The organism is Brumimicrobium mesophilum (assembly GCF_003025005.1).
GTDB classification, from domain to species: Bacteria; Bacteroidota; Bacteroidia; order Flavobacteriales_D; family Crocinitomicaceae; genus Brumimicrobium; species Brumimicrobium mesophilum.
The window spans coordinates 89,969-103,236 of record NZ_PVSS01000005.1; the positions used below are offsets into that span (position 1 = coordinate 89,969).

At 35.1% G+C, this 13,268-nt stretch carries 9 protein-coding genes; 1 reads left to right on the forward strand and 8 read right to left on the reverse strand.

Annotated features, from left to right (window positions below; all coding sequences use genetic code 11):
• The 3 genes from C6368_RS06440 to mraZ are packed head-to-tail and all read right to left on the reverse strand — an operon-like array spanning position 1 to position 1,778.
• Complete coding sequence (locus tag C6368_RS06440; protein ID WP_107038372.1) at positions 1–414, reverse strand: FtsL-like putative cell division protein; 414 nt, start codon at positions 412–414, stop codon at positions 1–3.
• On the reverse strand, positions 401–1,330 hold the full coding sequence (gene rsmH / locus C6368_RS06445; protein WP_107038373.1) for a 16S rRNA (cytosine(1402)-N(4))-methyltransferase RsmH: 930 nt from the start codon (positions 1,328–1,330) through the stop codon (positions 401–403). Before rsmH ends, C6368_RS06440 begins: the two co-directional genes overlap by 14 nt.
• Positions 1,317–1,778 (reverse strand): division/cell wall cluster transcriptional repressor MraZ, encoded by a 462-nt coding sequence (gene mraZ, locus C6368_RS06450; RefSeq protein WP_107038374.1) that lies wholly within the window; start codon positions 1,776–1,778, stop codon positions 1,317–1,319. Before mraZ ends, rsmH begins: the two co-directional genes overlap by 14 nt.
• A 500-nt stretch (positions 1,779–2,278) precedes the next feature.
• Here mraZ and C6368_RS17625 point away from each other — a divergent pair, with 500 nt between their 5' ends.
• Positions 2,279–2,407, forward strand: a complete 129-nt coding sequence (locus C6368_RS17625; protein WP_159038475.1) for a T9SS type A sorting domain-containing protein — start codon at positions 2,279–2,281, stop codon at positions 2,405–2,407.
• A gap of 76 nt (positions 2,408–2,483) precedes the next feature.
• Here C6368_RS17625 and C6368_RS06460 read toward each other — a convergent pair whose 3' ends face one another.
• From C6368_RS06460 to rpoC, 5 genes are all read right to left on the reverse strand, one after another.
• Positions 2,484–5,891 carry a hypothetical protein gene (locus tag C6368_RS06460; RefSeq protein WP_107038376.1) on the reverse strand — a complete coding sequence of 1,136 codons (3,408 nt, stop codon included), beginning with the start codon at positions 5,889–5,891 and terminating at the stop codon, positions 2,484–2,486.
• An 88-nt stretch (positions 5,892–5,979) separates the two neighbouring features.
• Positions 5,980–7,086 (reverse strand): glycosyltransferase family 4 protein, encoded by a 1,107-nt coding sequence (locus tag C6368_RS06465; protein WP_107038377.1) that lies wholly within the window; start codon positions 7,084–7,086, stop codon positions 5,980–5,982.
• 69 nt (positions 7,087–7,155) lie between these two features.
• Positions 7,156–8,559, reverse strand: a complete 1,404-nt coding sequence (lpdA, locus tag C6368_RS06470) for a dihydrolipoyl dehydrogenase (protein WP_107038378.1) — start codon at positions 8,557–8,559, stop codon at positions 7,156–7,158.
• 35 nt (positions 8,560–8,594) lie between these two features.
• Positions 8,595–8,909 (reverse strand): DUF3467 domain-containing protein, encoded by a 315-nt coding sequence (locus tag C6368_RS06475; protein WP_107038379.1) that lies wholly within the window; start codon positions 8,907–8,909, stop codon positions 8,595–8,597.
• Between the two features lie 73 nt (positions 8,910–8,982).
• On the reverse strand, positions 8,983–13,254 hold the full coding sequence (gene rpoC, locus C6368_RS06480; RefSeq protein WP_107038380.1) for a DNA-directed RNA polymerase subunit beta': 4,272 nt from the start codon (positions 13,252–13,254) through the stop codon (positions 8,983–8,985).
• Positions 13,255–13,268: the final 14 nt, after the last annotated feature.

Below are 13,268 nucleotides of genomic sequence, written 5' to 3' on the forward strand. Positions count from 1 at the left end.
TTAATTCTCTTTCTCGTTTTTAATTCTAATCACCTTTGTTGGATTTATAGTCTCCTTCAATCCTAAAGGCTTTAACTTTTCAATCATTTGGGTTCTTCTTGTCAATTCTTCCAATTTTGCCTTTGTCTCAACATAATCGGCAGTAATATCACCAACAGCCTTCTCCTCTTTGGCAATATCATTTGACAATTGATTCACATAATATCCCTTTGACACCATTAAAATCATTAGGAAAATCACAAAGAAGATGTAAATCAAATTATTCAACACAAAGTCCCTAGTCAAAAAATCGCCATTCATGATTTGCACCAATGATTGCGATTGTTTTCTGCTAGCAGTAGCAAAACGACTCTTTTTCTTTTTTGTCGTTTTTGCGTCCTTTTGCGAATCTGATATATAATTATTCCCCTTCATTTCTCTCTGCTACTCTCAACTTCGCACTTCTTGCTCTAGAATTACGCTCTAATTCCTCTTCATTCGCTATTAAAGGCTTTCTAGAAATTCCTTTGAATGGCTTCAAGATATTTCCAAAAAAGTCCTTTTCAACTTTTCCAGAAAAACTTCCACTTTTTATATAATTCTTAACCAATCGATCTTCTAAAGAATGATAAGACATTACGACCAACCTTCCTCCAGGCTTTAAAACCTCTGATGTTTGCTCTAGCATTCTCTCCAACACATTCATTTCGTCGTTTACCTCGATACGAATTGCTTGAAACACTTGAGCATAAAATTTATTTTCTTTGAACTTAGGAGCTATTGGCTCCAAAACAGCAATCAATTGACCAGTTGTCGCAATTGGTGAACTTTGGCGCTTTAAGCAAATGGCTTGAGCAATACGACGTGGGGACTTAACCTCACCATACTTCCCTACCATCGTCATAATTTGCTCCTCAGAATAATTATTGACAACATCATATGCTGAATCACCACTCCTTTGATTCATTCGCATATCTAACTTTTCGTCAGAACGAATACTAAACCCTCTTTCCGGTTCATTAAATTGATGAGAAGAAACCCCTAAATCAGCCAATATCCCATCAACTTTAGAAATTCCAAGCATGCGCAATTGGTTTTTCAAGAATGAAAAATTTGAAGCTACAAAATGAAAATTTGGAGCTGACCAAGCATTTTTCTTAGCATCAGCATCTTGGTCAAAGACAATTAACTTCCCTTTTTCAGAAAGTAATTTATACATTTCTCTTGCATGTCCACCACCTCCAAAAGTAAGGTCAATATAAATGCCATCTGGATTAATATCCAACCCATCAAGGCACTCTTGAAGCATTACCGGTACGTGATATTCGTATTGATCTTTATTCTCCTCCATCTTCCAAATTACCCATTACTTCATCTGCTAAATCAGCAAAATCGGACATGCTTCCTTCGATCATTTCGAAGTAAGTAGATTTATCCCAAATCTCTATTCGGTCGTTGTATGCAATTAACATTACATCCTTATTCAGACCGACACGCTCCATGTGTGACGTCGGAATCAAAACACGTCCTGTTTTATCAAGCGACACATCTTTTGCACCTTGATGAAACAATCGGTAAAACATTCGATTCTTCGGTTTAAACAAATTGATTTTGGAAAGTGATTCACTCAACTTCTCCCACTCATTCATTGGGTAAAGCGTCAAGCACTCTTCAAAACCTTTGTTCAACATAAAACTTTCTTGGGCAGCAGGAGAAAGTTGCCTTCTCAAATGAGACGGAAATAAGAAACGCCCTTTGGCATCCAATTTCACTTCATATTCTCCTACTAATCCTGCCATGTTCTTTAATAATGCGTAAAAATAATGGAAAATCTACCACTTTTTACCACTTTAAAACAAGTGTTGAAAACTATTTACGATAAAAGACACTAAAAAGTTACATATTCTTTACTCTATCGTTGTAATAGATGCAAACATAAGTAAAATTAAGCTTGTGGTAAAAAGTGGGAGATTTATTCCAATGTTGATAATTTCACTCTTTTAATTTAATTCAAACCAAAAATCAAAAGCGCTAAACATCACATCAAAAGGGTTGATTTATCTATCATTTAACAGAAAAAAATAAAATAAACACTGAGCACTCAACTAATTTTAAATAGCAAATCATGAAAGCAACATTTCGAAAAAACTTCATCAGATTTCGAAAAAATAAAACCGGATAAAAGTCCATATCCCCAATACAGGTTATCTCATTTCTCATTTTGGAGCTCATCCATTCTGTACCAAGAATTGATTGAATCACTTATGAAAATGGATTACTTGAATCTGTAGAGCTAGTAGTGGCAGCATGTAGAATCGTTTATTCTTCAAGTAAACTTGAAATAAATGTTGCTGACGTAAGTAGTGGAGTTTACTTTGTAAATGTTAGATCCGCAATTAGCGCCAAAACATTTAAGATCATTAAATAGTTTCAAATATTTCGAATGATTTAAGGAATTGAAGCTGTCTCAATCGAGGCAGTATTTTTTTTTAAAAAATAAGCTTTTAGAAAAACGCTCGAACTTCAACTCCGCCAGAATGAATTGTCTTACTGTCTTCTGACTGACGTCCATTATACTGAATACTGATCTGCAAATTAGTGGATATATTTCGTTGATAATTTAAGTTCCAGGTATAATTCCTACCAGGCTTTAAAGATTCCAACATTTCGTACGATAATGCACTGTTTTCTACTCCTGAATAATTAATAGAAACAATTTTTACTTCGGCATTAAGACTACCTTTCTCCAGTTGATTCCATTTCAACCCCAAGCCTAAATCACCAATAAAAGCTTTTTCTCCACCAAACTCAGGCTTATTACTCTTTTCTTCATAACGTCCTGATAAGGACAATCGAAAAGTTGTACTCGGTTGGTAAACGAATTCAGGTTTTACATTATGATAATCAATCGTATAATCTCTTCCAGAGGTATAATCCGCCGAAGAAGATTTAAATCCTTGCTCAGCCTCAAATTTCAGGGTAAATTTCCTCAATACATTCCACCTGAAAGAAACCGCATTAAAGCTAACATCTCGTGCATCAAACCCGTTGGCCAACAAAGTTTTTGAACCAATATTGGAGTAAGTATAATCTGCAGCAAATATTGGATTTGTTCTATTGAAGAATACAGTATTCCTTATCGTTGAATTAAAACTAATCAAATTCGTATCTGCTATTTCTTGGTCTAATGGATTATAAGTTCTTGCAGATTGGTTAGACATTTTTCTGTTTACTCGAAATCTCGTTTGGTTGGAAAACCTAGAAAGCGTTCTTAAAAAATTCCCTTTACCTTTCCATATTCGCTCTGGTCTCCAAAATAAAGTCTGGTTAAATTCATTAGAATAAGTCCTTACATATTCATTACTTGGCGTAAAAACACGAATATATTTTGCTTGATCTTGATATTGAGCAATTTCAAATTCATTCAAATCTTTAACGCCATCTCCATTATAATCAATCCAAGTATAAACACCCTGACCTGCATTAACTTCTATGTAAAGAAATTCTTTTTTCAATTCCAGTCCTGATCCCACTTCATAAAATGTACTGGCAGTCAATGCGTTTTTCCATAAATTCAATCTATAATCTATTCTTCCTAAAAATGTATTTTCAGGTTCTTGGTCAATCAATTGTTCATCCTTAATTTCCAACATACGATAACTCATGAGCGTTGTTAAAGTTGAAGTTTCGTTGGTCACCCAATTATAGTTTGCCCCAATACTCCTTCCTTTAGCGGCCTTCGATAAACGAGAAGAATCACTTTTCCAATCGTATCTTTCCTGATAAAAAACAGTAAATTTATTTTCTAAGCTATCTGCATTAGCGATGTAAACCTTCCAATCATACCATTGGTAGGAGTTGGTTTGAAGTAAGGTATCACCTAATTGAAATTGATTCAATTCATGGTCATCTTCGAAACCAATCTTAAACTTACCAATCTCTTTACTCACTTTTGCTTTATGCCTAAGAAAGGTATTTTTCCCTTCAGCATTTGCATTTAGATAACTCCCTTCAATTGATGATTTAAAACCATCCTTAGACCAATCTCCTAGAACTTGAGCTCGATTTCCCTGATAATCATTTCCTAATGTGTAGTTCTGAGCTTGTACTTCTACACCTCCGTAATCATCATGTTTTATTCCTCCTGAAAGGTTAGCTAAAACCTCTTGACCAGAATAATCTTGATTTCTAACATTCCAATCTCTGTCAAATTCGACACCACGATATCTTTCAATTTCGTTAAAATACTTCGTTCGAAATTCAAAATCTAACCCTGTTGACGCCGTCCATTTTGAGGTAGAATCATCTCTCAGTTTAAACAATCCATCTATCGTTGTTTTATTAGCAAAAGCTCTGTTGTCATCGTTATTAATTCTTGAAAAAGTATTCTTATCATTATTGGAGGTACTCAGCTCTGTCATCATTTCCCACTTCTTATTTAATCGATATTTAACTCCGGCTGTAACCATTGAAGTCTTTTTAGGAGTCACAATTAATCTGGAAGGCTCAAAATCTCCTTGCGGAACACCTCCTATTGGAGCTACCCATTGATAAACACGTCCAACTGCAGTAAATCGATCAAAAATATAATTCCCATTTCCAAACCCTACATTTGTAAAACTAGCCCTGTAAAAAGCTGAATCTGGACTAACCGAATAAACCAGAATAGAATCAATTCCCAAAGAATCGACCAACTTATAAGTTACCTGATTATCTACAAACCCTATACTGTCTAAAGAGCTCGTTCTTGCCAACTCGAGGCTGTCCCCAATTTCGGTTAACAAAAGCTTATCACTATTGCTTAATTTTTGTTGAAGCGATTGATTTTTAGCATCTTGCTCACTAAACATGTTCAACCAAAAATCAATATTCTCACTTTCATAATTTATACTGGTTTGAAATAAAGATCTTGCATAATTTTGATCCGTATATTGAAATTCAACTACAATTCTTGAATCCTTTGTGATTTGATTGCGTGGAGTAAAAATTAATTCAGCGCTATTGTAGTTAATGGTATAGTCAAATTCTTGACCTCTTTCCAATAGCCTACCATCTAGGTAAACACTTTCTGTTCCCGACAACACCATAATAAATGGTTCATTTTCGTTTCCCTGCAATCTATATGGCCCTTGGCTTCCCTCCAGCCCCTGAATCACATTTCTTGAAAACTTACCTTTAGAGAGTGCTCCAGCACCTTGTGCTGTCCATTTTGAGTTTTCATCTCCCCAAGAATACTGACCATATAAACCTTGAGCCCGTTTATTGTAATTCATAAAGTAACCTGTTGGTTTTTTTAGCCAGAAATCTCCTGCAATTATTTTATACTCTTTTCCATAAAGTTGAATAAAAACTTGATCAAATTCTTGGATTTGATTTGTGTTTCCGTCTGGTTGAATAGGTAAATTATCATCTGTAACAGTGGCTAAAATGTTTACGTTTTGGGCAATTTCTCCAGATAATTGAAGATTTAAGGTAGAATTTACAGATAAGTCTTGTGAATTACCAAAACTAATACCTCTAGAGATACTACCTGATTTTTTAATCCCTTCATCAGAGAAAAAATTAAGTGGTTTGCTTTCATTCTGATAAAAGAAATCGTTTACCTTCCCAACATTTTGATAAATCATAGAAGTATCTATTGTTTGGAAACGTTTTTGGAAATCAATTGAGAATACACGATATCTTAATTGTAAAGAATCACTACATTCACCTTTAAAGGAAAATTTTCTACTATTCCCATCGAAGAAATAGGTAGATGGACTGACTAGAGAATCACCACAAAACACATTGAAACTACCTTGATAAATGGTCAATGAATCAATAACTAAGGTATCATTTTGAGGCAGGATTTTTTTCCATCTAAAATTAGATGTCTGACTTCTCAACGGCAAAGCCAATACCGTGAAAAGCATAAAAAACAGTATTATTATTCTCAAGCTAGGATTCATTCCATTAGCATAACGTTTTCAAGGAGGGTTTGGTGTTCAAATTCTAAAAAACTTACAACCCTAGCGCTTTTTCTACATTATCGCAAAATTTCTCAGCGTCGTATTCCTTAGCCGCTTCTTTATTCCTATTGGTATCGAAATTTTCATCATTTATCGCTATCAGTATTTTGCTGGCTAAATCATCCGAATTACCAGACTCAAAAAGTTCACCCAATTCACCATGCTTCAAAATCTCAACAGTACCGCCTTTATTACTTCCCACTATTTTGCACCCCGATGCCATTGCTTCTATAGTAACCATTCCAAAAGTCTCAGAATTAGTAGCCATAACAAAAACATCTATTGCCGCATAAAAGGTTTCCACATCATTTCTAAATGGAACAAAGTGAACTCTTTTTTCCATGTTATTTTGACTTACGAAATCTTTCAATTTATTAAAATACGCATCTGATTCTCCATGTGTAGATTCTCCTAAAAAGACAAGATTATGTTCTATTTCACTCTTAATTTTACTAAAAGCTTCTAATAGTAAAAGTTGACGTTTTTGCTCATCAAAGCGTCCTACTAAACCAATGTATTTTTTATTTGCATCTAATGCTAACAACACCTTAGCTTCACTTGCAGAAGGAGCATTAAAAAATTTATTTAAAACTAAACCTGGGGGAATAACTTTAGTTTTTTCTTCTGGAAAACGTGTTAACTCATTAACTTGCTTTTTCAACCACGGAAGAAGACAGGACCAGAGATCTAACTTACTAAATCTCAAGGTATGCAAAAAATCTCGTTTAGCAATCCCTAATTGCATCCCTGTGAAATATGCTAAAAACAACTTGTTAAACATTAAAGTTTTAGCCAAAGCACAAATACTCATATCTTTAGGATCTCTAAAGACCAGATGTGTGATTTGATGTTGCCTTAGTATTTTAACCAGTCTAGAGGCTTTAATAAAATCATAGTACTTTCTATGTTGCTGTACGAAATCCACATCAATATCCAGTAATTCGGACTCTTGATGGATTCTACTGCCATGTTGAGCAATGATCATCACGTTATGACCTTTATTCCTCATCCAACTTGCATTTTTAAGCAGGGTCATTTCTAATCCTCCCCAACTTAATGAGGGGCAGAAATAAGCAATACGATTTCCTTGATTCTTCATAAATACATTATAAAAAATGCCTCAAGCTTGTCACTTGAGGCATTCAATTATTCAAAAATAAGCATTTTTTTACATATGAATTGATCGGTCACCTGTTGCATTCATTGCAGCTTCACGAATTGCTTCAGAATATGTAGGGTGAGGATGGGACATACGTACTAAATCTTCTGCAGAAGCACGATATTCCATTGCTACAACACCTTCCATAATTAAATCCGCTGCACGCGCGCCTATCATATGGAAACCTAGAATTTCATCTGTTTCTTTATTCGTTATGATTTTAACCAACCCTTGAATATCACCAGACGCTCTTGATCTTCCCAAAGCTTTCATAGGGAAAGAACCTGTAGAGTATTCCACTCCTGAATCCTTAACTTCTTGTTCTGTTTTACCCACAGATGCAACTTCTGGCCAAGTGTAAACAACACCAGGAATTAGATCATAATTAATATGAGGAATTTGCCCTGCCATTTTCTCAGCAACAAAAGTCCCTTCTTCTTCAGCTTTGTGTGCTAACATCGCTCCACGAACTACATCTCCAATTGCATAAATATTATCAACTGAAGTTTGTAGATTTTCGTTAACATCAATCTGTCCACGATCAGTAGTTTTAATATCTACATTATCTAATCCTAAACCTTCAGTATAAGGCTTTCTTCCTACTGCTACTAAACAATAATCGGCTTCGAAAGTAACTTCCTTATCTTTTTTATCGAGGGCAGTAACAATTACACCTTTACCAGTATTCTCAACCTTTTGAACCTTGTGCTTCATGTTGAATTTCATTTTCAACTTTTTCAACACACGTGTTAATTCTTTCCCCATAGTTTCATCCATGGTTGGGATAATTGAATCTGCGAATTCAACGACTTCAACTTCAGTACCTAAACGTGCATATACTGAACCTAATTCAAGACCAATTACTCCACCCCCAATAACAATCATTTTTTTAGGAATCTCCTTTAATGAAAGTGCTTCTGTTGAGGTAATAATTCTGTCCTTATCTGGCTCCATTCCTTTGAAGAAATTTGGTTTAGAACCTGTAGCTATAATTGCTTTATCAGTTTTCAATTCAGTTTCTTTACCTTCTGAATCAACCACCTTAATTGTATTTTTATCAACGAAAGATCCAACTCCATGATGAACATCAATTTTATTTTTGTCCATCAAGAAATCAATTCCACTACATGTTTGATCAACAACTTTATTTTTACGCTCAACCATTTTTAAGAAGTCAGGCTTTAAGTCATTCAACATTATCCCGTGATCTTCGAATGAATGCTTGGCATTATGAAAATGCTCACTTGAATCCAATAATGCTTTAGAAGGAATACAACCAACATTTAAACAAGTACCACCTAATGTGTCATACTTTTCAATTATTGCTGTTTTCATACCTAATTGAGCACATCTTATAGCTGCTACATATCCACCAGGTCCTGACCCAATGATTGTTACATCGTATTTACTCATGATAAATGTATATTATATTTTTAATGATTATCTAATTATGCTTCTGTGGGAGGAGTTCCAAAATTAATAGGAGGTAAGTTAGAACCACCAGTATTTATGTTCCCAACATTCTCTTCATACTTGCGTATATTATCTTGCAAAGCATTCAAAAGTCGTTTAGCATTTTCAGGTGTCATAATTACGCGTGATCTCACTTTTGCCTTCGGCATTCCTGGCATCATTTGTACAAAATCACATACAAATTCTGAAGGGGAATGTGTAATTAAAGCTAAGTTGCTGTACACTCCATCCGCAATATCTTCTGATAAATCTATATTGATTTTATTTTCTTTTTCGTTCTGATTTTCCATAATAATAAAGGTAATAAAAAAGGCTATCAATAAAAATTGATAGCCTATAAATTATTTATTTTTTAAAAGATAATTAATTCTCTTCATAATTAGCAGCGGAAGAAACCTTAACACCTTGGAACACTCTAACACCAGTTCCTGCAGGTATTTTATGTCCAACAATAACGTTTTCTTTCAACCCTAATAAGTGATCTTCTTTCCCTGCAATTGCAGCCTCGTTAAGCACCTTAGTTGTTTCTTGGAAAGAAGCAGCTGAGATAAACGATTGTGTTTGTAAAGAAGAACGAGTAATACCTTGTAACATCGGTTTAGATGTTGCAGCAATTGCTTCACGAGCGACCACCAAATTAGCGTCTTCACGTTTCAATTGAGTATTCTCATCACGTAATCTTCTAGAAGAAACGATTTGACCAGCTTTTAATTCTTGTGAATCTCCAGCATCCGTCACAACCATTTGTCCAAATATACGGTCATTTTCCTCCATGAAATCAGCTTTATGAATAGCTTGATTTTCCAAGAATTTAGTATCACCAGCATCAGAAATCTCAACTTTAAGCATCATCTGACGTACGATTACTTCAAAGTGCTTATCATTGATCTTTACACCTTGTAAACGGTATACCTCTTGTACTTCATTAACAATGTATTCTTGAACAGCTGTTGGTCCTTCAATATTCAAAATATCTTTTGGAGTAATCGCTCCATCTGATAAAGATTGACCAGCACGAACGAAATCGTTCTCTTGTACAAGTATGTGCTTAGACAAAGGAACTAAGTATTTCTTAGTTTCTCCAGTTTTAGCTTCAATGATTACCTCACGGTTACCACGTTTGATTTTACCATAACTAGCAATACCATCGATTTCAGAAACTACTGCTGGGTTAGAAGGGTTACGTGCTTCGAAAAGCTCAGTAATACGAGGTAGACCCCCTGTAATATCTCCCCCTTTTCCACCAACACGTGGAATCTTAACTAAACTATACCCTTGTTGCATTTCGTCACCTTCTTTTACAGAAACGTGAGCGTTTACTGGAATAGGGTATGATTTTAAGATTTCTCCTTTTTTATCCTTAATAAGGATAATTGGGTTTTTCTTTTTATCTCTAGTTTCAGTAATTACCTTTTCAGTAAATCCTGTTTGCTCATCGACCTCTTCACGGTAAGTAATACCTTCAATAACGTTATCAAATTCGATAGTACCGTTATATTCAGAAATAATTACTGCGTTGTATGGATCCCACTTACAAATCACATCACCTTTAGAAATTTCCGCACCATTTTCTGCAACCATCTCAGCACCATAAGGAACATTTGATGTCATTGCCGCAAGGCCAGTTTTCTTATCAATAATTTTCATTTCAGCTGAACGACCAACAACGATTTCTCTTTGTGTTCCGTCTTTATCAACTTTCGTGATTGTTCTTAACTCGTCGATTTCCAATCTACCTGTAGCCTTCGCTTTCAAGTCATTCTCATCCGCAATGTTAGAAGCTGTACCCCCAACGTGGAATGTACGAAGTGTTAACTGTGTACCTGGTTCACCAATTGATTGTGCAGCTACTACACCAATGGCATCACCAATTTGAGCTTCTCTGTTAGTTGCTAAGTTACGCCCGTAACATTTAGCACAAACTCCTCTTCTTAACTCACAAGTAAGTACAGAACGGATTTCTACTTCATCGATTCCTGCTTTGTCAATTGCAATAGCAATATCTTCAGTAATCAATTCTCCACCTTCAACAATTAGCTCATCATTGTCATCAAATACATCATGCACAGCACTACGCCCTACAATTCTGTCATATAATGGCTCAACGATATCGTCATTTTTCTTCAATGGAACGGCAACGATACCTCTTAAAGTACCACAATCAAATTCATTAACTACAACATCTTGAGCAACATCCACCAAACGACGAGTTAAATAACCCGCATCAGCTGTTTTCAATGCTGTATCGGCAAGACCTTTACGTGCACCGTGAGTTGAGATAAAGTATTCAAGAATAGATAAACCTTCCTTAAAGTTAGAAAGAATTGGATTTTCAATAATTTCTTGACTTGAAGCTCCAGATTTCTGAGGTTTTGCCATCAGACCACGCATTCCTGAAAGCTGACGAATCTGCTCTTTAGAACCACGTGCACCAGAGTCAAACATCATATAAATTGAGTTGAATCCTTGCTTATCCGTTTTTAACTGCTCCATTAACGTGTTTGTTAATCGAGAATTAGTACGTGTCCAGATATCAATAATCTGGTTGTATCTTTCATTATTAGTAATAAGACCCATGTTGTAGTTGTCCATAACTTCGGCAACACTAACATTCGCTTTATCAACTAAAATTTCTTTTTCTTTTGGTATAATAATATCATCCAAGTTGAAAGATAGTCCACCTTTAAAGGCCATATCGTAACCAACTGTTTTAATATCATCTAAGAATTGTACAGTACGTGAAGTTCCTGAGATTTTCAATACACCTCCAATAATATCTCGAAGCGCTTTTTTAGTCAATACATCATTGATGTAACCAACTTCTCTTGGAACCATTTCATTAAATATTACACGTCCAGCTGTAGATTCAATAATCTTAAGTACTGGTTCACCTTCTTCATTTAAAACTTCAGTTTTAACTTTGATGTGAGCGTGTAAATCTAAACGACCTTCATTCAATGCGATTCTTACCTCTTCAGGAGAATAGAATGTTAATCCTTCACCAAGCATTACTCTATCCTCATCTGTTTTTCTTCCTTTGGTCATGTAATATAGACCCAAGACCATATCCTGTGAAGGTACAGCAATTGGAGCTCCATTCGCAGGATTCAAAATATTATGAGAAGAAAGCATTAACAATTGAGCTTCAAGAATTGCAGCATTACCTAAAGGTAAGTGAACTGCCATCTGGTCACCATCAAAATCGGCGTTGAATGCCGTACATACTAATGGGTGAAGTCTAATCGCTTTTCCTTCAATTAATTTTGGTTGGAAAGATTGAATACCTAGACGGTGAAGCGTAGGAGCACGGTTAAGTAACACAGGATGCGACTTAATAATGTTCTCCAAAATATCCCATACTATTGCTTCTTTCTTATCAACTATTTTCTTTGCAGATTTTACAGTTTTAACAATCCCTCTTTCAATTAGTTTTCTAATGATAAATGGTTTGTATAGCTCTGCAGCCATATCTTTAGGAAGTCCACATTCGTGAAGTTTCAAAGAAGGTCCAACAACAATTACCGAACGTGCTGAATAATCCACACGTTTACCAAGTAAGTTTTGACGGAAACGACCTTGCTTTCCTTTTAATGAATCAGAAAGAGATTTTAAAGGTCTGTTTGATTCAGTTTTAACAGCACTAGATTTTCTAGAATTGTCAAATAATGAATCTACCGATTCTTGAAGCATACGTTTTTCATTACGTAAAATTACTTCAGGAGCTTTAATTTCAATTAATCGCTTCAAACGATTATTTCTGATAATTACTCTTCTATATAAATCATTTAAATCCGATGTTGCAAAACGACCTCCATCTAAAGGAACTAATGGTCTTAATTCTGGTGGAGTTACAGGAACAACTTTGATAATCATCCATTCTGGACGGTTTTCAATTCTATCCTGAGAATCACGCATTGCTTCAACAACTTGAAGACGTTTCAATGCTTCGTTTTTACGTTGCATTGAAGTTTCATGATTCGCTTTGTGTCTTAAATCGTAAGATAACTGGTGAAGATCTAAACCTTTCAGCAAGTCATAAAGTGCTTCCGCACCCATCTTAGCGATAAACTTATTAGGATCTGAGTCATCCAAATATTGGTTATCTTGAGGAATTTCATCAAGGATATCCAAATATTCCTCTTCAGTAATGAATTGCATTTGATCTAAAGGTTCCCCATCAGCATTTTTAGCAAGACCAGACTGAATAACTACATATCTTTCATAATAAATAATTTGATCAAGCTTTTTAGTCGGAAGACCTAAAAGATAACCAATCTTATTTGGCAATGATCTAAAGTACCAGATGTGTGCTACAGGAACAACCAATTGGATGTGCCCCATGCGCTCACGACGTACTTTCTTCTCTGTTACTTCTACACCACAACGGTCACAAACGATTCCTTTGTAACGAATACGTTTGTATTTACCACAGTGACATTCATAGTCCTTAACAGGTCCAAAAATACGTTCACAAAACAAACCATCTCTTTCTGGTTTATATGTTCTGTAGTTTATCGTTTCCGGCTTTAAAACCTCTCCACTTGACTGCTCCAGAATTAATTCTGGAGAAGCCAATGAAATGGTGATTTTATTAAAATCTTTCACCGTATTTTGAGTATCTTTTTTATACGCCATTTTAAACAAGTGTT